General features: G+C 36.7%; 21 protein-coding genes. 7 read left to right on the plus strand and 14 right to left on the minus strand.

The window, feature by feature from the left end; translation table 11 throughout:
- Positions 1-191 precede the first annotated feature (191 nt).
- A complete protein-coding gene (gene purF, locus CY0110_RS04780) occupies positions 192-1,685 on the plus strand; it encodes an amidophosphoribosyltransferase (protein WP_008274180.1) in 1,494 nt (497 codons plus the stop codon).
- Positions 1,686-1,745: 60 nt separating this feature from the next.
- On the opposite strand, the gene CY0110_RS04785 is transcribed toward purF, so the two are convergent.
- The 5 genes from CY0110_RS04785 to CY0110_RS04805 form a co-directional block, all read right to left on the minus strand.
- Positions 1,746-2,768: a D-alanine--D-alanine ligase family protein gene (locus tag CY0110_RS04785; protein ID WP_008274182.1), complete on the minus strand. Its 1,023-nt coding sequence runs from the start codon at positions 2,766-2,768 to the stop codon at positions 1,746-1,748.
- 37 nt (positions 2,769-2,805) lie between these two features.
- Positions 2,806-4,224 carry a sodium/proline symporter gene (locus CY0110_RS04790; RefSeq protein WP_008274183.1) on the minus strand — a complete coding sequence of 473 codons (1,419 nt, stop codon included), beginning with the start codon at positions 4,222-4,224 and terminating at the stop codon, positions 2,806-2,808.
- A gap of 90 nt (positions 4,225-4,314) precedes the next feature.
- The gene (locus CY0110_RS04795) at positions 4,315-5,640 is read right to left on the minus strand and encodes an ATP-grasp domain-containing protein (RefSeq protein WP_008274184.1); all 1,326 of its coding nucleotides are present in this window, start codon (positions 5,638-5,640) and stop codon (positions 4,315-4,317) included.
- Between the two features lie 136 nt (positions 5,641-5,776).
- Entirely contained in the window at positions 5,777-6,610 is an 834-nt protein-coding gene (locus CY0110_RS04800; protein WP_008274185.1) for an O-methyltransferase, read from the minus strand.
- A 12-nt stretch (positions 6,611-6,622) separates the two neighbouring features.
- Positions 6,623-7,945: a sedoheptulose 7-phosphate cyclase gene (locus CY0110_RS04805; protein WP_008274186.1), complete on the minus strand. Its 1,323-nt coding sequence runs from the start codon at positions 7,943-7,945 to the stop codon at positions 6,623-6,625.
- Positions 7,946-8,391: 446 nt separating this feature from the next.
- Between CY0110_RS04805 and gntT the strand changes: the two genes are divergently transcribed.
- Positions 8,392-9,759, plus strand: a complete 1,368-nt coding sequence (gene gntT / locus CY0110_RS04810; protein WP_008274187.1) for a guanitoxin biosynthesis MATE family efflux transporter GntT — start codon at positions 8,392-8,394, stop codon at positions 9,757-9,759.
- Positions 9,760-9,932: 173 nt separating this feature from the next.
- Here the strand turns inward: gntT and mddA are convergent, their stop codons facing one another.
- From mddA to CY0110_RS30760, 6 genes are all read right to left on the minus strand, one after another.
- Positions 9,933-10,700, minus strand: coding sequence for a methanethiol S-methyltransferase (mddA, locus tag CY0110_RS04815; protein ID WP_008274188.1), 768 nt, complete (start codon positions 10,698-10,700; stop codon positions 9,933-9,935).
- Between the two features lie 68 nt (positions 10,701-10,768).
- Complete coding sequence (locus tag CY0110_RS04820) at positions 10,769-11,629, minus strand: NifU family protein (RefSeq protein ID WP_008274189.1); 861 nt, start codon at positions 11,627-11,629, stop codon at positions 10,769-10,771.
- Between the two features lie 173 nt (positions 11,630-11,802).
- Positions 11,803-12,027 (minus strand): hypothetical protein, encoded by a 225-nt coding sequence (locus CY0110_RS04825; protein ID WP_008274190.1) that lies wholly within the window; start codon positions 12,025-12,027, stop codon positions 11,803-11,805.
- Positions 12,028-12,039: 12 nt separating this feature from the next.
- Entirely contained in the window at positions 12,040-12,309 is a 270-nt protein-coding gene (locus tag CY0110_RS04830) for a hypothetical protein (RefSeq protein ID WP_008274191.1), read from the minus strand.
- A 61-nt stretch (positions 12,310-12,370) separates the two neighbouring features.
- Positions 12,371-13,348, minus strand: a complete 978-nt coding sequence (locus CY0110_RS04835; RefSeq protein WP_008274192.1) for a hypothetical protein — start codon at positions 13,346-13,348, stop codon at positions 12,371-12,373.
- A 308-nt stretch (positions 13,349-13,656) separates the two neighbouring features.
- Entirely contained in the window at positions 13,657-13,794 is a 138-nt protein-coding gene (locus CY0110_RS30760; protein ID WP_008274193.1) for a hypothetical protein, read from the minus strand.
- A 425-nt stretch (positions 13,795-14,219) separates the two neighbouring features.
- Between CY0110_RS30760 and CY0110_RS04850 the strand changes: the two genes are divergently transcribed.
- Positions 14,220-14,990: a DUF3887 domain-containing protein gene (locus CY0110_RS04850; protein WP_008274194.1), complete on the plus strand. Its 771-nt coding sequence runs from the start codon at positions 14,220-14,222 to the stop codon at positions 14,988-14,990.
- A 33-nt stretch (positions 14,991-15,023) separates the two neighbouring features.
- Entirely contained in the window at positions 15,024-16,313 is a 1,290-nt protein-coding gene (eno, locus tag CY0110_RS04855; protein ID WP_008274195.1) for a phosphopyruvate hydratase, read from the plus strand.
- Between the two features lie 36 nt (positions 16,314-16,349).
- Here the strand turns inward: eno and CY0110_RS04860 are convergent, their stop codons facing one another.
- The 3 genes from CY0110_RS04860 to CY0110_RS04870 are packed head-to-tail and all read right to left on the minus strand — an operon-like array spanning position 16,350 to position 18,389.
- Positions 16,350-17,099, minus strand: coding sequence for a HEPN domain-containing protein (locus CY0110_RS04860; protein ID WP_008274196.1), 750 nt, complete (start codon positions 17,097-17,099; stop codon positions 16,350-16,352).
- Positions 17,083-18,144 (minus strand): ParA family protein, encoded by a 1,062-nt coding sequence (locus CY0110_RS04865; protein WP_008274197.1) that lies wholly within the window; start codon positions 18,142-18,144, stop codon positions 17,083-17,085. The genes CY0110_RS04860 and CY0110_RS04865 overlap by 17 nt, the downstream gene beginning before the upstream one ends.
- Positions 18,145-18,170: 26 nt before the next feature.
- Positions 18,171-18,389, minus strand: coding sequence for a toxin-antitoxin system HicB family antitoxin (locus CY0110_RS04870; RefSeq protein WP_035798556.1), 219 nt, complete (start codon positions 18,387-18,389; stop codon positions 18,171-18,173).
- A 217-nt stretch (positions 18,390-18,606) separates the two neighbouring features.
- Between CY0110_RS04870 and mutS the strand changes: the two genes are divergently transcribed.
- The 3 genes from mutS to CY0110_RS04885 all read left to right on the plus strand — a co-directional run bounded on the left by mutS (position 18,607) and on the right by CY0110_RS04885 (position 23,320).
- Positions 18,607-21,261, plus strand: a complete 2,655-nt coding sequence (mutS, locus tag CY0110_RS04875) for a DNA mismatch repair protein MutS (protein ID WP_008274199.1) — start codon at positions 18,607-18,609, stop codon at positions 21,259-21,261.
- 6 nt (positions 21,262-21,267) lie between these two features.
- Entirely contained in the window at positions 21,268-21,900 is a 633-nt protein-coding gene (locus CY0110_RS04880) for a class I SAM-dependent methyltransferase (RefSeq protein ID WP_008274200.1), read from the plus strand.
- Positions 21,901-22,081: 181 nt separating this feature from the next.
- Complete coding sequence (locus tag CY0110_RS04885) at positions 22,082-23,320, plus strand: permease (protein ID WP_008274201.1); 1,239 nt, start codon at positions 22,082-22,084, stop codon at positions 23,318-23,320.
- Positions 23,321-23,566: the final 246 nt, after the last annotated feature.

The following is a 23,566-nucleotide window of genomic DNA, read 5'->3' on the forward strand; positions in this document are numbered from 1 at the left end:
AGTGGTTGAAAGTGGGTTAATTCTTTAAAATAGAAGGCGATCGCTGAACCTGATTAAATGTTTTATTATGGTCTATTTTTAGCAATACCCTGCTAAGATAAAGTTAAACATTTGTTAAGAATTCTTTATTATTTTTACAGAAGTTGCCCTACAATTCTCCCTAACACTGTTTTCAGGAGTTCACCCCTAACATGAGTGCCAAAAAAAAACCTTCCCCCACCTATCAGTTATTAGATTCATCTTTTGATGGTGATGAGTGTCCCTTAGATAAACCGGAAGAAGCTTGTGGCGTTCTTGGGGTATTAGCCCCGGAAAGAGAAGTAGCGAAACTTGCTTATTTTGGTTTATACGCTTTGCAACACCGTGGTCAAGAATCAGCCGGCATTGCCACTTTAGAAGATGATGTGATTCACGTCCATAAAGATATGGGGTTAGTGTCTCAAGTTTTTAAAGAAGAAACCTTAAAGAAACTAATCGGAACGTTAGCAGTGGGTCATACTCGATACTCTACCACTGGCTCAAGCCATAAAGCTAACGCTCAACCTGCCGTTCTCACTACCCGTCTCGGTAATTTGGCCTTAGCACATAATGGTAATCTTGTCAATACCTTAGAATTACGTCGAACCTTAGAACAACGGGGTTGTAATTTTAATACCACCACAGACTCAGAAATGATTGCTGTAGCCATTGCCCAGGCAGTAGACCAAGGAAAAGACTGGTTAGACGCTGCTGCTAGTGCTTTTCAACTGTGTTCTGGTGCTTATAGTTTAGTGATTGGAACCCCTAAAGGATTAATGGGAGTTAGAGATCCTAATGGTGTTCGTCCCTTGGTTATTGGTCTTTTAGAAGGGGAAACTAACCGTTATGTTCTTGCTTCTGAAACTTGCGCGTTAGATATTATTGGGGCCGACTATTTAAGAGATGTCGAACCGGGTGAACTGGTGTGGATCACAGAAGAAGGTTTATCTTCGTTTCATTGGGCAAAACAACCCCAACGAAAATTATGTATTTTTGAGATGATCTATTTTGCTCGTCCTGATAGCTTGATGCACGATGAAACCTTGTATAGTTATCGGGTACGGTTAGGGCAGCAACTAGCCAGAGAATCCTGTGTTAAAGCAGATTTAGTTATGGGGGTTCCTGACTCTGGTATTCCAGCAGCCATTGGCTTTTCTCAAGTGTCTGGTATTCCATACGGGGAAGGATTAATTAAAAATCGTTATGTAGGACGTACTTTTATCCAACCCACCCAACACATGAGAGAGTCGGGAATCAAAATGAAGTTAAACCCCCTCAAAGACGTTTTAAATGGTAAACGGGTGATTATGGTGGATGATTCGATTGTCAGAGGAACTACCAGCCGAAAAATTGTCAAAGCGTTGCGAGATGCGGGGGCTAAAGAGGTTCATATGAGGATTTCGTCTCCTCCAGTTACCCATCCTTGTTTTTATGGTATTGATACGGATAACCAAAGTCAATTAATTGCAGCCACCAACTCCGTTGCTGATATTTGCGAGCAAATAGGGGTCGACTCTTTGGCCTATTTGAGTTGGAAAGGAATGTTAGAGGTGACGGGAGAAGATCCCAATAGTTTTTGTTCGGCTTGTTTTACTGGGGATTATCCCATTAATATTCCTGATGATATCAAGCGATCTAAATTGATTTTAGAACAGGTTAACGCTTAATCAATGAATAATGAATAATTAATGATTATTGAACTCTAGTCATCCTAATATACTAGGGTTTTATTTGATGGCTTCTTTTATGACTATTTCTAATAATTCATTCAGAGAAATACCCTTTGCTTGTGCCATCATAGGAATAACACTTTTAGGGGAAAAAGAACAGTATAAACCAGCTTCTAAAAACCAGGGTTGTCCTTGGGGATCAATACGAAAATCAAACAAACTATAATGACGACAACCTAAAGCTTGATGACACTGTTTAGCTATTTCTTGAACTCGTCGAGTTACAGGATTATTACTATCAACGATCCAGGCTTTTTTCTTATCTTTAGCTGCATAAGTTAACTCTCCTGAGTCATCTTTTTTTAGTTTGTCCTCATGGTTACGAATGGGATTATTTTCGGTATTAACAGCGTATTCTTCTAAGGGTAAACTAATTAATTCACCTTCTTTAACAATGGTTCCACATCTCACTTCTCGTCCCAGTTCGATATATTCTTCTACTAATACTTGATCTGCATATTCAAAGGCTTTTTCTAATGCTGTGTCACATTCGTCCATTGTTTTAACCAATGTTACCCCTAAAGAGTTATCGGAGTTATCAGGTTTAATAACTACCGGTGGCCGCAAGTTTGGAGTGTCACCCTTATGCAATAGTTCCCCATAAGGGACTTTAACCCCCATTGAACGTACGATCGCTTTAGCTTTGGCTTTATTTGCGGTTAAGGCCATTAACTCGGCGGTATTGCCCAAATAAGGGATATTGAGAAGGTCAAATAAACTGCGATACTGAGTCATTCCAGGGATACAAAACATTTGGGGCAATACTAAGTCAATATTTTGTTCTGTGATCCACTGGATAGCTTGAGAGGGGGATAAAGGTTTAGCTACACTAATGTCTTGGCGACTTAACGATGCAGGAAAACGCCACAAGCGATCGGGGGTAATATACGCAATAAAAAATCTATAGCGCGAGGGTTTTGCAGTGGCTGCCATGCAGTCTTTAGCATAAAGACGAGATAAGTCGCAATAAAACTGATTTTCTGCTGAACCGACTAAATGAAGAATATTAAGAACTGACATAGTTAAATCTCCTGATTAATAGTTAAAAATGAAATAATTAAGTTACTTTTTTCTGTTCCCTCACAAACCAATACACGGCATAAACAGCCATTCCTGCAACCATACCGGGTAATACTTCGTAAACGATATCGGAGAGATTAAAGACTAAATTCCAGATCAAGGCGGTGGCGATACCGATAACCATCATGGCGATCGCAGTTACCGTACTAATAGGTTGTTGCCATACTTTCACCAGTAACAAAGGACCTAACCCAGAGGCTAAGGCTGACCAAGCAAAGGTGACTAAAGCAAAGACATTATTATCTCCTACTAAGGCCATAACCAAAATCACCGCAGTAACAGTTAATGTGCCGATTTTGGCGAAATTGTAAGATTGAGACATCCCAGGAAAAACGTCTTGAGTTAAGGCTGCTGAACAAGATAAAATTTGTGAGTCTGCAGTGGACATGGTTGCAGAAAATAGTCCGGCTAGGATCAAACCGACTAAAACAACCGGTAACAACTCCAAAGAAAGATAGGGTAAGGCCAACTCTGGATCGCCAGAAGTCAATAACTCAGGTAATAACACCCTCGCAGTTAAACCAATACCCAACGCAGAGAAAGAGTTAGTTAACCCTAAACTCAATTTTAAGTTTCTGGCAAACGCAATATTTTTAGATGAGTTAATAGCCATGGCCCGAACCATAATATGAGGTTGACCAACGACGCCAAAACCGGCTACGATCCAACCAATAAGGAAAGGTATGAAGCCTAACGGCAGAGACTGGGGACTAAAATTGGTTAAATTAGGATCAATTTGGTTCAATGATGCCCAAAGGGTAGAAAAACCACCACATTTTATAATTGCGATCGCCAATAATATCAATAGGGACCCGAACATTAATATCCCTTGTAAAGCATCGGTCCAGATAGACGCGCGAATGCCCCCAGAAAAGCAGTAAATGACCACAATAATCGCACCGACGATAATGCCTAAGTTATAGTTCCAACCAAACACCGCATTAAGGGCTTTGCTACCGGCTACCAGTTGGGCTGCTGCGTAGGAACCGAGAAAAATAATGGTGATAATGGCAGAAAATAGCGCAATTAGGCGATATCCTTTGATATTTTTGCTTAAAAAGCTCGAAACCGTATCCGATGCTGTGGCTTCAGACTGTTCTCGTAAAGGTTGAAAAACAAACAACCAAGCGAGATAATCGCCGATCGCCCAACCAATAATTAGCCACATGGCGGAAATGCCGATATTATAGGCAAAACCCACCTGTCCGATAAATAATAGGCCACTTTGCCCGGTTGCCATAGCTGAAAGGGCTGTTAACCAAGGGTTAACCTGACGACTGGCTAATAAATAATCAGTTGTGGTAGCTTTTTTCTGAGTAGCTGAATAGGTTCCTACCCCTGTAAACAACAGCAGAAAAAAGATAAAAGTTATGATGATGCCAATTTGATCAACCATTATTTTTTAGAGTTAGGATAATACCTTAACTTCTGACTTCTGACTTCTGTGCGATAGCGCCGAAACGTAGTGAGGAACTTCTGACTTAATTTAATCTCCACCAATTTCAACTAATTTACCAATATTAAAGTCAATTTTTACCCAATTTTTGAACTGGACTAAATTTTGCAGTAATAATAAGGTAATTTGCCAGTGAGGATTCATTAAAAATGGCAGAGGATCATTTAATTGAAAAATTGCATCGGTTCCTGTTGTAATATTCTTGATCCAAGCTTGAAAATCCGATAAAGAACGGATCCCCGTTAACCGCCAAATCTCATGATAAAGCCAATAAGTGGGCTTACTATCAGCTAAAGGAGTAATAGATTTTTCATTATTTTTAGCATCATTCAGATAAGCATTCGCTACTCCTGGATGATTATAAAACATGGTAATAGCAGAGTGAGTTCGAGGGTTACATTCGATGGGATATATCGTACCATCTTCTGACTGAATAAAGTCAAAAGAAATTTGTCCAGTTAAGTTTAATTCCTTAACAAATGTTTCTACCCATGTATAAATTTCTGGTTTATCGATATGTTCATAATTTACCTGAAAATGAGAGGATTCTGAACAGCAATGAAGTCTAATTTTCCCTTTTCTAACTGTGCTGTGAGTGCAGTATTCTTTCCCTGTAATAAATTCTTGCATTGTCCAGGGATTATCTTTAGTAATAGGCAAACTTTTAACATAGTCTTCCATTCCTTCAAAAGGAAGTTTTGTCATATCCAAGCGAGAAACAGAGTCATATTTAATGCTTTTTAAAAGATACTTTTTGCCTTGATTCTTTTCAAAGTCAAAATTTAGAATTTCTTGAGTATCAGTTATGAGAAAAGCTTGGGGTGCAGATAACCCTAATACCTGTGCTTGTTTACATAATTCAAACTTATCGTCTAACATTCTAGTCATGTTAGGTTCAAAGTGCATGATTTCACAATAAGGAGTTAATAAAGTACCAGCTACTGAATCATAATAACTAGCAACGGGACTCGACACGGGAATAAAAATATCGATGTTTTCTTTTTGAACAATATTTAATAGTCCCTGATAATAGCTGGCTGGATCTTTTTCAGGTGCATCAACCGTATAAAACCCTTTAACAGCATTAGAAAAACGATGTCCTGATAACCAATATTTATGGGTTTCAACTAAATAAACCTCATGACCAGCTTCATGAAAGCAACGGGCAAGTTGCAACGCTTTGGTCATTTTGCCCCCAGTTAAAAGGACTTTTTTAGGAGTTTCATTAACCTGTCTTTGAGAAAAAGGAGAGGTGATCCAACTAATAATAAGAGACAGAAAAACAATAGTTAGATTAATGGGAAAAGCAACTAAAAGTAATCCCAATGTACCGATAGTTTTTAAGAAAGCAGTCATTGTTTTTTTCTAAAATTCTATTATGAAGAGTATTGTAGATGCAATTTATCAATTACATCTACAGGGACGATGGATAATAATATTTCAACGAAAGAATAATGAATAAAGCAACAATTATTCATTATTCATTATTTAACTATTTCCGTCGAATCAGGGTTAAACCATCGCGCAATGGTAATAATACCTGTTCAACACGGTCATCATCCGCTACAAAACGGTTAAATTGAGCGATCGCTTCTCCGTTAGCTGTCCGTTGTTGCGAAGGTAAATAAGGCTGGCCTTGCAACAAGGTATTATCCACACAGATAACCGCTCCAGAAGCCACTAAGTTGCGCTCTAACAGCAGTTTAAAGTAGTCAATGTACTCGGTCTTATCGGCATCAATGAACACTAAATCAAAGCATTCTTTAGCATCTGCTAAGGCTTTCATCGTTTCTAATGCAGGAGCCACTTTGATGTCAATTTTGTTGCCATGAGGCGACTCATTGAAACAAGCGCGAGCAAAGTCAGCCACATATTGATCCACTTCGCAAGCGATAACGCAACCATCTTCTGGTAACGCTTCGGCCATGGCTAAAGCAGAATAACCAGTGAACATTCCCACTTCGAGGATACGCTTTGCACCCATCATAGAAACAAACAATTTTAAGGTTTGTCCCTCAATGTGACCTGATAACATTTCCTGTTCTAACTGACGAACCGTTGCACCGTCAGAAAACTGCTTACTCCAGTCTTCTTGTGCCGTTTTTTGGGCTAAATTAGCTAAAGCTGCTGATTCCGCTGTAGTACAGTCATCTAGATAGGGATCTATCCCTCCTGCTAAGGCTTCTACTTCTTGTAAGGCAGTTAATAGAGAAGCAGATACTTGCTCATTTTCGGCTAATTTACGGACATTTTCTAATTTTTCGACTAGAATGCCTAAAGGCGTGACAGGTCTAGCCGTCGGTGGAGTGGTTAATAATTGACTCATGTTTAATCCCTCCTATGCTAAACCAAGATCGCTAAGATACATTTCCTTGCCTTCTCCCCCAGATGGCAAGGAAACACACAAAGTTTTATGCTTATCGACTGCTTGTTGTAATAAACCGGATGAAACTTCTTGAGCAAAATCACATTCTCCGATACCAGTCGGTAATGGGGCCCAAAGTCCGCCTTCTCCACGCTTACGGCGCATATTTTTCTGACCTTCTAGCATGATATCCATATCTTCCAGAATAGGATGGAATACAGATAAGCCAATGGAACTACATAAAGCAATAATGCGATCGCGATCTTCTGTTGATAACCAACCCATTTCTGTGGCTAAACTTGCACCGAAAGCCATTCCAATAGAAACCGCATGACCGTGCATTAACTTGGCTGCTGGTTCAAAGCGAGGACTCCAGGTGTGTCCGTAAGCGTGGGGACGATCTTGATAGGTTTCAAACATATTTGTCCCTTCATGCTTCATATAGGAGAATAAAGCTCGATAAATCACTTCATCAGCAATCTCTGCTAGTTCCTCATCTCCTTCTAAAGTAGCAAAATGAGTCTCTAATAAACGACTCCCGTATTCTTCCATCAATTCAAATAAAACAGGGTCATCTGTTACCGCCATTTTAATAATTTCAGCCATTCCGTTACGAATATGACCAGTGTCTAAGGTACGGAAGAAGGTACGATCCACTAAAGTTAGAACAGGAGGATGATAAACTCCCATACTATTCTTAAATTGACTACCATTGGTACAAGTACGAGGAGAAGGACCTGCATCAATTGCAGCAACTACGGTGGTTCCGATCATAATATAAGGGGTACGACGGTGTTGCAATGCACAAGCTAAGCCGGCGACATCACTTAATACGCCACCACCAATAACTAAGACGGGTTCATTACGGGAAACATCGCAGCCATCTTTACCGAGGAAAGCGAGTAAATTATTAACGGTTTGGGGGGTTTTATCAGATTCCCAAGCGCGACAAGGCATTATCTCTAGGTTAATTTCATGATGCTCAAAATAATAGCGTATTGCTTCCCCATACAATTCGTCAACGGTGAGATCAACAATAGCAACACAACGACCACGACGACTATAAATCTCGGCTAAGGTTGGGTTATCTGGGTTTAAGATTTCGTTAACTAACTTAACAGTAGCTTTTAAGTTATAACTAGCAGATACTTCAAAAGAACGATTATCTCCACTAGCAACAATTTCACCATGTCCTGTGTACCATTCCGAAGTACGGTATTTTACAGGGTGATTGAACTGAATAATCTGATTAGACTTAGAAATAGTCTTCTCAGTCAAGGTTTTTGCTTGAACCATGTTTATCCTTGCGTATTTGCCTATTATGTATGTGAAATTTATGAAAAATTGCGTTTCCTGAGATCAGGAATTACAAGCTTGTTTTAAGCATTGTCACACAGGCATTGTAACAAGATGTTAAGCAAAAGTAAACTTTTCTAAAGAAATAGGTTTTTTTTCTCATAAAACAGTACAAGTAAATTTAAGTATATATCACCAAAATTTAGCGATAACTATAATCTACTGTCTTAAGAAATCTAAATAAGCTATGACCCCTTAAGGTGCGCTCTCCCTGCTCCGGTCTCCCGACTCCCCTGCTCACTTTACCGTAACGTTGATTGTTGTTTGGGTACTTAGTGCTATAGTTGAATAATTAAGCAAAAATTAATTATCATTATTATCAACCCATAGAATAAATATAACTATGGATTTTTTAATTTACATAAAAGTTTACTAATAAGGAATATATGGAATCTTCTTTTAAGATACTTCATCTAGAAGCCTATAAGAATCGTTTTTTAGAATTTTTAAATTTACCTTCTTTTTCCTGGCGTTTTCTCCGTTTAGCCTCTATTAATATCCTATCTAATTTAATGGTTCCTATTGCTGGTTTACTCAGTATTACCTTTTTAGGACATTTACAGGATATTCATCATTTAGCAGGGGTAACTTTAGCCACTATTATTTTCAATTATCTTTATCGTGCTTTGGGGTTTTTACGCACCAGTACAACAGGAATAACCGCACAAGGAATGGGACGAAAAGACTCCCAGGAAGTCTTATTAGTGTTGCTAAAAAATGGACTATTAGCCTTAAGTTTAGGATTAATTATTTTAGTCTTACAGTATCCTTTACGATGGATAGGGTTTAATTTAGTGAGTGCTGCACCTTTGGTAAAAGCATCTGCTCAAGCTTATTATGATACTCGTATTCTTGGCGCGCCGGCTGTTCTACTCAATTTTGTTCTCATTGGTTGGTTTCTGGGAAAAGAACAAAGTAGTAAGGTGTTATGGCTTTCTATTATTGGTAATGGTGCTAATGTTATCCTCGATTATTTATTAATTATTCGTTGGGGTTTAGACAGTGGAGGTGCTGGTTTAGCCACATCTTTAAGTCAGATTATCATGTGTTTATGTGGGGTTCTTTTAGTTAGCCTTGATATCAACTGGAAAGAGGTTAAGCAAGTGATTAAAAAGCTTTCCTTTGAACAGTGGAAAGGAAATTTAATGTTAAACCGAGATTTATTTATTCGTACATTAATTTTATTATCTGCTTTTTCTTTATTTACTAATGTTAGTTCGGCGATGGGAACTTTAGTATTAGCAGAAAACTCTGTTTTATTACAAGTCTTTTCTTTAGTGGTTTATTTCATTGATGGTTTAGCTTTTGCTACTGAATCTTTAGCTGGTAATTTTAAAGGACAAGGGATTAAAAAACAGTTAATTCCTTTACTTAAGTTTTCGGCGAGTCTTAGTTTTATCTTAGCGTTAATGTCAGTTTCCCTTTTAGTTTTATTCCCTAAAACTTTATTTAGTTTATTAACGAACCACACCGAAATTTATCCTTATCTAACCTCCCATGTTATTTGGTTATTACCGGTGCTAGGTTTTGGTTCTATTGCTTTTATTTTAGATGGTTATTTTATTGGTTTAGCTGAAGGTGTTATGTTAAGAAACACAGCATTAGGGTCAACATTTCTCGGTTTTGTTCCTGTAGCTATCATCGCTTGGCATTACAATAGTAGTAACTTATTGTGGTTAGCTTTATCTTTGTTTATGGCGACAAGGGTTCTCTTATTAGGTTTAAAAGTGCCTAAAACATTAGAAAATGTATAAAATAAGTCCTGACAATTTATAAGTGCTAGTGCAAAATTAATTACCTAATTTTGTAAGGCAGGAGTTAATTTAAAATGTACAGATAATTATGCTTAAGTCCTTATTACCAATGTAAACTTTCTTTGGTTAGATTTAGGTTGAAATCTCTATCTGTATCCACCTCCTGCCTTTTTTTAAGACTTTTTTCCAATAAAAGGAATTAACATAGGAACTTCACGACGATAATTTTTATACTTTTCCCCATGAATATCAACTAAATCTTTTTCCTCTAATTGAATAGCGACTAAAATATAAATAGTAGTCACTAAAGCAAAGACAAGATGAGCGACTGTCATCAGAGGAGTCATCCAAATTGCCAGTAACCAACCTACATATAAAGGATGACGAACATATTGATAAAATGCAGGGGTTTCAAACTTTAATGGAGTGTATTCTTTTTCCTCGAAATAAAGATAAACCTGTCGCAGTCCAAATAAATCAAAATGATTGATTAAAAAAGTAGAAACCAATACAATTATCCAGCCTAAAGTAAAAAGAGAATAGAAGATAATTTGTGCTACTAAATTATCAAACTGCCAAATCGTAATACCAATCGGTCGCCATTGCCAAAATACAAGTATTAAAGCTAAGCTAGAGAATAAAACATAGGTGCTTCTTTCTATCGGTTTAGGAATCAACTGTGTCCACCAATCTTTAAATTGTTGACGGGCCATCAGACTATGTTGTAAGGCAAAAATTCCTAACAAACCAACATCAATTAATAAAGCGGTGACTAATGATTCTTGACCATTAGAATCAAGAGATTTCGGTAAGAAAATATTACCAATAAAACCCACAGCATAAGCGCAAGTCAAAAGGAAAGCAAAATAACAAAATACACCATAAAGCAGAACAAAAACTCTACCTAAGAAACTATTGTCAAAAGTTTGTTGTTGTTGCATGATTCATTCCAACTCATCAATTTTTAATATTCAATAAAAACTGCTCACTGTTCACTGATAACTGACAATTAAGCAATTTTAACTAACACCTTTTCTCCCCTTCTTTTAACGGGATAAGTTTCTAGGAATATACCTGGAGAGGTGAGACATTCACCCGTTTCTAAGTGATACTGAAACCCATGATGTAAACAGGTTAAAATACCATTTTCTATCTCTCCTGTATCTAATGACATAGCTAAGTGCATACAACTGTTACGATAACCTTTAACTATCTCATCCTTCCTAACTAAAATTAACTTTAACCCTTCAATTTCTAAGGGTAAGATTCCCCCGTTAGGAATTTCATCAACCCTCGCTAAAGCTACCCAACCAGCGTCTTGAGATGTTGCAAAAGGACTCTCTATTTTATCCCCTGTATAAGTAACCGTATTATTGACAGAAATTACATTTTTAATTTCAGGACAGTAGGTTTTTATGGCTTGTTCAACTCCTTGTTTCATGGTTAAGGTAGAAGCTGGACAATTGCTACAAGTTCCTACTAATTGAACTTCTACCGTATCCGGTAATTTGATAGCTACTAATTCTACATCACCGTGATGACTTTTTAACCCTGGCCGAACTGTTTCCAAGGCTTGTTGGATACGTTTTTCTAGGGGGGGAGTTGGGGGTTTAAGTAAGTCGTGGTATCGCAGAAGTCCATAAACTAATTCATCTTGTATCGCCTCTCTTAATGCAGGTAATGCTTCTTTTTTCAGGGTTTTAATGAGACGGGTTAAGGCTTCTTTGTGTAAGTTTTCAATCGCTTCTTTTAACCGTTCGACTGCAACTTGTTGATTTTTATCCCATTGATTAACGATTTGTTCATAACGACTAATTTCTTCAATTAATTTTTCTAATGTTTGTTGTTTTTCTGTTGTTAATTGTGTCATATCTATACTTTAATTACTGAATACTTTAGTTTTTATAGAATTAACTATGATGATTAGGAAATTGATGAGATTCCTCGTTCCTCGGAATGACAATTAAATAGAATGGGCAAAGTTTAACAAGTTTATAATTAAGTAAATATCTTTATTTTGCCCACCTAAAAATTAGTAATTATTTACTTCATTTTCACATCTTTCAGTAAAAACGGCATCATCATTCCCGTTACTAAACTAGAAATAGTAATTACAAAAGCGAGATTTAATCCTGTCTCACCTAATCCTACTAATAACAAAGAACCAATTAAAACCCCTAAAGTTACTTGACGATAAAAATAACCAGGATTGCGGAATAATTTACCTTTAAAAAATAACTTTGCTGAGTACCAAGCTAAATCTAACATAATTAAAAACTCCTAAACTAATTTGAGAACAACTAAACCAATAGCAGCCACAGGAATAACTCCAGCAGGACCAAATAAACTCCCTAAAATAGCTGCTAATTCATAGCCTAAATCTTTTCCTGCTAAAATAATGCCACCAATAGCACCGGCAATCATGGAAACAATAGCAGCAAAGAACAACCAGAAAATTCCTGTAATTAAGGTAATTTCTCCACTCATTAAATTAGCAAAAAATTCTTGAATCCCTGGGTTACTACTCACATATCCGATTAAGTCAGTCATAGAGAAAAGTCTCCTAAAATGAACGAAAGTACAAACTTTTGTGTCTCAATTATTTGTAGGTTTATTGAGATAATGCTGATAATTCTTTTTCGATATCTTCTAACATTTCTGTGACTAAATTAGCTCGTTCCCATTGTCCATAGTCACTAAATATTTGTTTCGCTTCTTGATAGTAAGCTTGAGATTGTTTTAAATTATTAGGGTTGCCGACTTCTGGCTGTTCAATATTATCGGGTAAATTAAACAAAACATTGGCTTTATTGGCAATAGTATTGGCATATTCTATGGGGGTATCTTGCAGGGTTCTTACTTTTAACGCCTCATCATAAGCTGCTAATGCCTTCAAATTGTTCTCAATGGGATGGGATGTATTAAGATACTGTAGGGCGTTAGCTAAATTGTTTTGTAGCATTGCGTATTCACTCGGATGATCGATCAATGTCACCCATTTCAATGCTGCTTCAAAAGACTGTACCGCCATCCCTTGACGCATTTTTTCCTTATCCGGACTCAGGGGTAAAGATAAATAAGCGATCGCAATATTATTCTGTAAAATAGCAAATTCTTGGGGATAATTTTCCCCGGTGAACACTTTAGCTGCTTTTTGATAAGCTTGTATTGCGTCTTGCATAGTGGCTTCGTGGAAGTTAACCAACCCCTGCAACACTACTCCTAAATTCATCTGAGTTTCAGCTACTTCTTCGGGAGAAGCGTGTTCTTGTAAAATGGGTAAAGCCTTCTCGTAGGAGGTTTTCGCTTCTAATAATAAATTTGCTCCTTCACTGGGAATGGTTCGTAAAGCAGTTCCCATCCCCGATAAACATCTCGCCTGTAACATAGGCATTTCAGGGGTACACAGTTCTAACCCTCTACGGTAAAGTAAAACAGCATCTTCGAGTTGTTGGCTGGTTTTGGGTTTATTTTGTAATCCTGCGGCCATTTCTATCAACATTTCCACTTTTTCGGCTAAAGTGGCGGTTTCCGATTCAATGGCAGTTAAAGCAGCCTTTACATTGGCATCGCTGATGGTGGGTGTCACGGCATTCAATAGATAAATAAGTGTTCACAAAAACAGGTAACAAACTCTTCTATATCGGTTTATTCATTAGAAAATATTAAGGTTGCTACCGCTATTTGACTGTTGTTAAAATTAAACCTGTTGAAAGATAATCAGATGACAGACAAAATTATTAGTGTTTTTTGGTATTTAGCCAAAATCATCAACCTATTTCTAGGCTGATAAGATAAGGATACTCACTCTATTTAATCAACGACTTTTTAAATTGTTTCTATTTCTTGCTATTTTTTTAAGATTAGTGTAAAAAATCTCTAAGAAAACTCTGAAGTTCATCCAACCATCGCCACAGAGCAAGCAAAGCAAAAAACAGCTTCAAACGCTCGTGCTTTACCTCCAAACATCCCAGTGCCAATAATACAGCCGATATTATTAGCCACTGAAATAACGATAACGTAAACTGGTATCATCAGCAGATAAGCGACAAAACTAAGTTTTGCTCCTACTAAAGCTGAATCATAGCTGCAATCGAACCAACAATACTTGACCAAAATCCGATTAAAGTGTGCCTCTTGACGGCTGCCTTCATACTAAAAATAATATAACAATTCTATTTAAAGGATAGTTTAGATTTGGCAAAGACAAATATATTGTTTGCTAAATCTTTATGTAATTATTAATACCATTGATAGCTCATTTCTAAAAATATCAAAACCTTGCAGTTTAAACTGAAACCAAGGAAAGATTAAGATTTTGGGATCAAATTGATGTTTGTTAAGGAACCTAGATAAAGTAGTTTTCGTTCTAGAACTTAAGGACAATTCCCCGTAAAATAGACAGGGGGTTTCCACACCAGCAAATATCAAACTGAATGGTTGAGGAGTAAACACATTACATGAACTGGTCTTTAACATCCCTAAAACAGAATAGACTGCCTTTATTAGTCGTCACCCTAGTCACAAGTGTGAGTCAATTACCAGCGATCGCACAAGTCAAGTTAACCCCTCCTCCCCCTGTTAAGTTGGTTCAATCTGCTGATCAAGTGGATGAAGAAGGGTTAAAAGAGAAAGCTGAACAGATGATTCAGCTATTAATCCAAGAAGACTACAATCAGGTGAGAACCCTATTAAACCGTGATCTAGCTGTTCAATTAACCAGCGATCAAATTGGGGAAATTTGGAGTAATTTAATTGAATTAACAGGACCAGTTAAAGACATTGCAGGCTATCGGGTTATTCCTAGTGTTAACGCTAATATTGTTGTGGTAGAAGCCACTTTTGAAGATAAAACCGATGAGTTTGTTGTTACCTTTAACAAACAAGAGGAAATAGTCGGCGTTGACTTTCCTAATGTAGCCTCCATTGAAGAAATTGCTGAAATAATGGTTAATTCTGTTGCGATCAATGATTTTGCACGGGCTAGAGGCTATTTACATCCTTCCCTAAAAAGTGAAATTTTACCCAATCGCCTACAAAGTTCTTGGCAGAATATTCAACGGGAAAATGGACTTTATGAACGCATAGAGACGATTACCGTTAGGCCAGGGTCGGGTGTTGATTCCGTTGATTTAGTGGTAGTGGAAGCCAAATTCGAGAAAGGAATTAGAAAGTTTTTTTTCATATTTGATGATAACCGTCGTATTGTCGGCATCAATCTCGCAGAATAGACAAATTTCTCTCACTTGGAGTTAATTGAATCCATGCTAAATAAACCCGTCGTTTCCATTGAAGAAATTACCGCTAGAGAAATTTTAGACTCTCGTGGCCGTCCTACCATTGAAGCAGAAGTCTTACTGGAAACAGGGGCTTTCGGTATTGCCCAGGTTCCCAGTGGCGCGTCAACTGGTAGCTTCGAGGCCCACGAATTACGGGATGATGACCCCAACCGCTACGGTGGTAAAGGCGTTCTCAAAGCGGTTAGTAACGTTATAGACGAAATTGCCCCTAAAATTATCGGAATGGATGGGTTAGATCAAACTGCGATCGATCACACCATGATTGAGTTAGACGGTTCTACTAATAAAAAAGAATTAGGGGCCAATGCTATCCTTGCCGTTTCCTTAGCCACTGCAAAAGCTGCCGCCGATGAATTAGCCCTTCCCCTGTACCGTTATTTAGGGGGTCCCTTGGCCAATGTCTTACCCGTCCCCATGATGAACGTGATTAACGGGGGTTCTCACGCGGATAATAACGTAGACTTCCAGGAGTTTATGATTATGCCAGTGGGTGCGGACTCTTTTAAAGAAGCTTTGAGGTGGGGGGCCGAAGTGTTTGCTTCCCTCAGTAAAGTTCTAAAAGAGCGTAAATTGCTCTCTGGGGTAGGAGACGAGGGGGGATACGCCCCGAACCTGGGATCGAACCAGGAAGCCTTAGATTTGCTCATAGAAGCCATTGAAAAGGCGGGGTATAAGCCAGGGGAACAGGTGGCTTTAGCGATGGATGTGGCTTCAAGTGAGTTTTATAAGGATGGCGAATATATTTATGATGGTTCTCCCCATTCCCCTCAAGAATTTATCGATTATTTAGGTAAATTAGTGGATCAATATCCTATTATTTCCATTGAAGATGGCTTACAAGAAGATGACTGGGATAGCTGGAAAAGTTTGACCGATACGTTAGGATCTCGCATTCAGTTAGTTGGGGACGATCTTTTTGTCACGAACCCCACTCGTCTGCAAAAAGGCATTGATATGGGTGTGGGTAATAGTATTCTCATTAAACTCAATCAAATTGGTAGTTTAACGGAAACGTTAGATACGATTGCTTTAGCGACTCGTCATCAATATAGTTCCGTTATTTCCCATCGTTCCGGAGAAACCGAAGACACTACCATTGCAGACTTAGCCGTAGCTACACGCGCTGGACAAATCAAAACCGGTTCTCTGTGTCGTAGTGAACGGGTAGCCAAATATAACCGACTATTACGTATTGAAGAAGAATTAGGCGATCGCGCAGTTTATGCTGCAAAAGTGGGTTTAGGCCCTCAATAATGTTAATGTAGGGGTCAACGGTTGTTGACCCTTTATTTATAGAATTTGATGAATATTTTCAACCACATCCTCGATAAAATCAATGGTTTCACTCACTAAAATTTCATCAATGGGCCAACGATTTCCTATATTATAAGTTGGATCGATATCTGCTTCGTGAGCAATTTTATTTCTACGATCAACAATTAAAGTGAGTTGTTGTTTAATATCTTTTGCTGGTTTATTCATATTATTTCCTACTTCGTCCCATAACTTTTTATCAGAAATTAATCGAATCGCATCAGCAATTTTATCAGGTTGCTGATAACTTTGATATCCTAACGCTTCTCTAATTTCAGCCTCTAACCAACTGGTATTATTAAGTTGATTAATCATACTATTAGATATCATAGGTAATAACTGAGAAAGATTATAAGATTGTTGGAGAAATTCAGAGCCATAGTTTTGTTGAATTTCTATTTCTAACCAATTTGCGATATCTAAGGCTATTTGTCTTTCTTTACTTGCTCCACCTAAAGACACTTTGAAGCGAGAAAAGGCTGATTTAAAAGTATTACGAGAGGGGTTAGGTTCACTCCGTTGTCCTTGATAAATTTCTAACATTCCTAATACAACCACTTCATGAATATAGTAATCTAATGCACTTACTATTAATACTAAAGCTGATCTTAGTATATCTGATAAATCTAGTGCAGAGGTTGATTGAACTTTAATCGAATTATGCAATGCAATGAGATCCCGAACTCTCTTGATACTAACTCTAAATTGCTCAATTGCTGACTGCATAAGCTGAGGTTAAATTAATTACTTTATCTGCTAAGTCTGAGAAAGTTTTTTTATTTTCTTCTCTTGAATTTTTAATTAAATCTACTTGTAATTTCTCTATATCTAAGTCTTTATCACTTAAATCATAAAGCGGTTTTTGATATTCTCTAAAACAAATGCTTAACATTTCAAAATTGGTAATTTTTTGTAAAAAATAACTTTCGCTTATTCCTAATTTGGTATAATCGTTTAACGGTAACATCATATTGTTTTTAACTAAGTTAGGAATTAATTGATTAGAAACATCTTCTTCAATTTTTCTAAAATGTTTATCAGAAAAATCTGCTTTTTTGCCTATCAAAGCAGCATCATCGTAAATAACAATCCCTAAAAATTTGAGTTCAATATTAGGGAAAGGGTAGGTTGCAGTTTTGAAAATTGGTAATGAACTAGCTTGCTTTGCCCAATGATACCATTTCGGTAAAACCCTAGATAACGAATCAATTGACATTGCAGAAAATAAGTCTGGTTGTGCAGGAATAATAAAAAAATCACTCGTCATTAATAAATTTTGATTGATGGCTCCTAATGTATCGCCCATATTAATTAAAATATAATCAGCATTAAATTTACTAGCTGTTTTATTTAATAAATCAGTAATAGAACCTGGTAAATCTTTGAGGCTTTGAACTGGATTTCTTAAATCTTGAGCAATATTTAATGTAGCTTCATATTCAAAAAGACCTCTATGACCAGGTAACAAAAATAACCCTTTAGGCTCACCAATGGGAATACAATCTATTGCTTTGATAACTCTGGGTTGGGATTCAAATGCAGGAGCTAACCCTATTTTTATATCTGACTTTTTGTTATAGATTTTTTCAATTCTATCTCGTTCTTGTTGGGTTTTATCTCCTAAAGCACTTGCTGTTAAACTACAAGTAGGATTAGCATCTACTAAAATAACTTTGTATCCTTTAGTTGCCAGTATCCAACCTAAATAAAATGTTGTAATTTCTTGGCTAAACCCAAATTCATAATTGAATATAGCAATTTTTTTAACCATTTCACTCTCCTTTTTTTATAATTATATCAAATGTTAATTTCATCAAGTTTATCTAATATTTTTAATTTTTCTTCTACATTTCCCTTAGCAGCGATCGCTTTAAACCTATTTTCAGCATCAAACTCAGCTAAAGCAATAGTTGCCAGTTCTTCAATCAACTTATTAACACTAATACCTCTAGCTTTTGCCAGTTCTTTTAATCGATAGTGTTTGTCATCAGGTAAACGAATCGTTAAAGTCTCCATTTTTCTCATTGTATCTCATCCTCTAAGATAGTTTATAATGTATTGACTTTAAACATCAAGAAAATGAACTATCTTAAGAAATGTAAATAAATTATATAGATATTTTCACAGGAATAAACTACTTATTTAAAAGTTGATCCCTGCCTTTTGCCTCTTGCCTTTTGACTCTTGCCTTATCTAACCTGTAACATTATTGTTTTCCAACCACTGATTATCAATGTCCAGTTATTCAGAATCAAACTCTACTCCTAGCATTGCTACCAGTAAATCTCCTCATACTGATTATCGTCCCCTGGAGGTTAAGAAATTAACCCCAATGTATCAACATTATGTCAAAGTTAAACAACAGTATCCTAACGCTTTATTACTGTATAGGGTTGGAGATTTCTTTGAATGTTTTTTTCAAGATGCTGTTACCATCTCTCAAGAATTAGAGTTAATGTTAACCAGCAAAGAAGGGGGAAAAGAAATCGGTAGAGTTGCCATGACTGGGGTTCCTCATCATGCTTTAGATCGCTATAGTCGTTTATTAGTAGAAAAAGGCTATGCTGTGGCTATTTGTGACCAAGTAGAAGACTCCGCCCAAGCAGCAGCCCAAGGGCGAATGGTAGAGCGACAAATCACTAAACTTTTGACTCCAGGAACCCTAACCGATGAGGGAATGTTATCAGCGAAACACAACAATTATTTAGCTGCGGTTATCATTGCAGGGGAACATTGGGGACTCGCTTACGCTGACATCTCTACGGGGGAATTTTTTACGACTCAATCGAAAGAATTAACTAATCTGAATTTAGAGTTATTAAGGCTACAACCAGCAGAGATTTTAATCCCAACCAATGCCCCTGATATTAACAGTTTATTGCGCCCTGGAGAAAAGTCTCAATATTTAGCGGATGTGTTGCCTGATTGTTTTTGTTATTCCCTGCGATCGCAAACCCCTTTTACTTTAAATGAAGCAAAAAGTAAGCTATTAATTAACTTTCGAGTCCGGTCTTTAGAAGGGTTTGGCTGTGAACATTTACCCCTGGCGATTCGAGCAGCAGGAGGACTATTAGAATACATAGAAGATACTCAAAAAGCTCATCAAGTTCCCCTACAATTATTACGCACTTATAACCAAGTTGACTTTCTTATTTTAGATTATCAAACCCGACGTAATTTAGAAATAACTCAAACTGTGAGAGATGGCAGTTTTCATGGTTCTTTATTATGGGCATTAGACCGCACCTGTACAGCAATGGGGGGTCGTGCTTTACGCCGTTGGTTATTAGAACCTTTAATAAGCATTAAAGGCATTATTGCCAGACAAAACAGCATACAAGAGTTGATTGATAATCCTACGTTACGGCAAGATATTAGACAATTGTTACGCAGTATCTATGACTTAGAAAGAATTAGCGGAAGAGTAGGTGCAGGAACAGCTAACGCACGGGATTTATTATCCTTAGCGGAGTCATTAGTTAAGTTAAAAGAGTTAGCAGAATTAGTATTACAAGGTCAATCTTTATATTTAAAAGCCTTACAAAATATTCCCCCAGATTTAGAAAAACTAGGTCATTACGTTATCGATCATTTAGTCGAATCACCTCCGTTACATCTTAAAGATGGCGGTGTGATTCGGGACGGGATTAATGCTGATTTAGACACCATGCGAAAACGCTTAGAAGATGACCGTCAATGGTTAGCTAATTTAGAAATTACAGAACGAGAAAGAACAGGCGTTTCTAACTTAAAAGTTGGCTATAACAAGACCTTCGGCTACTATTTAAGTATGCCTCGCAGTAAAGCAGAACAAGCCCCTAATAATTACGTTAGAAAACAAACATTAACCAACGAAGAACGCTATATTACCCCAGAATTAAAAGAACGAGAAACCCGTATCTTAACTGCACAGGATGATCTCAATAAATTAGAATACGAGATTTTTGTAGAATTACGTTTAAAAGTAGCAGAAAAAGCCCAAGAAATTCGTAAAATTGCTAAAGCAGTGGCTGCTATTGATGTGTTATCAGGATTCGCAGAAATTGCTGTATTTCAAGGCTATTGTCGCCCTGAAATTTTGGATAGTCGCTTAATAGAAATTAGGGACGGTAGACATCCTGTCGTAGAACAATCTTTAGGGTTTGGTTTATTTGTTCCTAACTCGACTAATATGGGAAATAATGAAAAAGAAACGAACCCTGATTTAATCATTTTAACGGGTCCTAATGCCAGTGGAAAAAGCTGTTATTTAAGACAAGTTGGCCTGATTCAATTAATGGCCCAGACAGGGAGTTTTGTCCCTGCTACAACCGCAAAATTAGGCATTAGCGATCGCATTTTTACCCGTGTGGGTGCAGTGGATGATTTAGCTACTGGACAATCAACCTTTATGGTAGAAATGAATGAAACGGCTAATATTTTGAATCATGCTACCGAAAAATCTTTAATTTTATTAGATGAAATTGGTCGAGGAACGGCTACCTTTGACGGACTTTCTATTGCTTGGTCTGTGGCGGAATATTTAGCAACAGAAGTACAAGGAAGGACTATTTTTGCTACTCATTACCATGAATTAAATGAACTAGCTTCTATTCTTTCTAATGTCGCTAATTATCAAGTAACTGTACAAGAATTACCCCATGAAATTGTCTTTTTACACCAAGTTAGACCTGGTGGGGCTGATAAATCTTATGGCATTGAAGCTGGAAGATTAGCTGGTTTACCTGCTTCAGTTATTAGTCGGGCAAAACAAGTTATGAATCAGATAGAAACCCATAGTAAAATTGCGTTAGGATTGAGAGAAGGAATTAGTCAAGTTAATCCTAAAAACAATAAAAATAATAAAGCAGAATTGATTGAACAATTAGATATTTTTGACGATTTTTAACTTCCTATGAATGAAAATGGTATCCGTTCTCAATATAATAAACTTGCTAATATCTATGATCAACGATGGCATCATTATCATAGTAATAGTTTATCCTTTCTAAAAAACTGGGTTAATATTTCTGCTCAATCTACTGTTTTAGATGTTGCTTGCGGCACAGGAATTTTTGTAGAAATGTTACTTAAAGATTATCCTACTTTACAGATTATTGGTGTTGACATTTCCTCAGAAATGCTAAAAATAGCTAAACAGAAATGTCAGAATTATTCTACTGTTGAATTCTATCAAAATTCCGTTACTTCTTTACCCTTTGAAAATAATAATTTTGACTATGTGATTTGTGCCAATGCCTTTCATTATTTTGATCATCCTATCACTGTTTTAACAGAAATGAAACGATTAGTTAAACCTGATGGTCAAATTATAATATTAGATTGGTGTCGAGATTATTTAACCATGAAAATATGTGATTTTGTTTTAAAATTATTTGATCCCAGTCATCAAAAATGTTACAACCAAGCAGAATTAAGTCAATTTTTAGCCTCTACAGAATTACAAATTATTGACAATACTAAATTTAGTTTTAGTTGGGTTTGGGGTTTAATGGTATTTACAACAACTCCTAAGTTTTCTTATTAGTAGGGTGGACAGTACATCGACTTACAATACTTAATAAACTTTAATTAGTAGGATGGAAACTGGATCAGATTACTAAAAAACAAGCCATATTTTTATAAAAATCACCCTTTAGTTAGATGAGAGCTTACCTTATACTTGTTACGGTTGAGGTTGTATAAACTTAGAAAATCTTATCTAAATCATGAATTATGAACAATTCTTAAACTTGTATAGTGAGGCAGTTTTAACATCTTTAAGTTTTTTCTGGAAAGCATTATGGGCATTTGTTTTAGGTTATGTTGTTAGTAGTGCCATCCAAGTTTTTGTCACCCGTGAACGAATGCAGAAAACCATGGGACAAGCAGGAAAAAAGAGTATTGCGTTAGGTACTTTTTTCGGCTTTATTTCAAGTTCTTGCAGTTTTGCTGCGTTAGCAACCACTAAATCTTTATTTAAAAAAGGTGCAGGGTTTATTCCTTCTTTAGCTTTTTTATTAGCCTCAACTAATTTAGTGATTGAATTAGGATTCATTATTGCGATCTTTTTAGGATGGCAGTTTGTTGTCGGGGAATATTTAGGCGGTATTTTATTAATTCTTTTTACTTGGGAAATTGTCAGATTAACTCGTCCCAAAAAGTTAATTAGAAACGTACGAAGAAAATTAAACTCAACAGAAGGAAAAGAAAAAAGCGATACGGATACACCCAACTGGAAAGAAAAAATACAAAGTAAGCAAGCATGGAAAAAAGTTGCTAAAAAGTATTTTATGGAATGGGGTATGGTATGGAAAGATGTTACCTTTGGTTTTACAATAGCAGGGATAATTTCTGCTTTTGTTCCTCAATCTTTTTTCCAGACGCTATTTATTAATGCTGGTAATAATCCAGGCTTTTTCTCTATTTTAGAACATACTGTTGTTGGTCCAGTAGCTGCCTTTTTTACTTTTATTGGTTCGATGGGAAATATTCCCTTAGCATCTATTTTGTATAGTAACGGTGTCAGTTTTGCTGGTGTAATGGCTTTTATTTTCAGTGATTTAGTGGTTTTTCCTGTGATTCGGGTTAATGCTAAATATTACGGTTGGAAATTATCTTTATATATCGTTGCTGTCTTTTTGGGAGCATTAGTCGCAACTTCAATGGTCATGCACTATGGTTTTGCTCTTTTCAATTTACTGCCTGATAGTAGTAATAGTCAAAGTGTAGCCCAAACCGAAAAATTTGCCATTGATTATACCTTTTGGTTAAATCTCGTCTTTATCGCCATAACAGGATTGTTAGCTTGGTTAAACTTTGGCGGTGAAAGTAAGAAGAAACACGGAGATGATAATCATACACATCATAATCATAGTAATAAAAAAGGAATTATAGAAAAACTAATTTTTTGGTTAGCTATTTTTTCTTATATTTGGTTAATAGGTGGTTTAATTGCGATGGTTTAGTTAAGAAATATGACAAACTATTAAGCCAAGAGTGGTCCATTAGAATAGGGTTCATTACAATGGCATAAAATACCATCACCCGCGGTCTTCTGTAGCAAACATAAAGCGATTTTATAGCAATTCCCATACTTGTTAGGTACAGAGGTGATTGCTTTGAGGCAGGAGGCAGGTGTTAAATGTACCTCATGAGTCCAAGAAACGCTATATATTAAGTCTCTACTCTTAGATAGATGAGATGTCTTGTTT

The sequence above is a fragment of the Crocosphaera chwakensis CCY0110 genome (genome assembly GCF_000169335.1).
GTDB lineage: Bacteria > Cyanobacteriota > Cyanobacteriia > Cyanobacteriales > Microcystaceae > Crocosphaera > Crocosphaera chwakensis.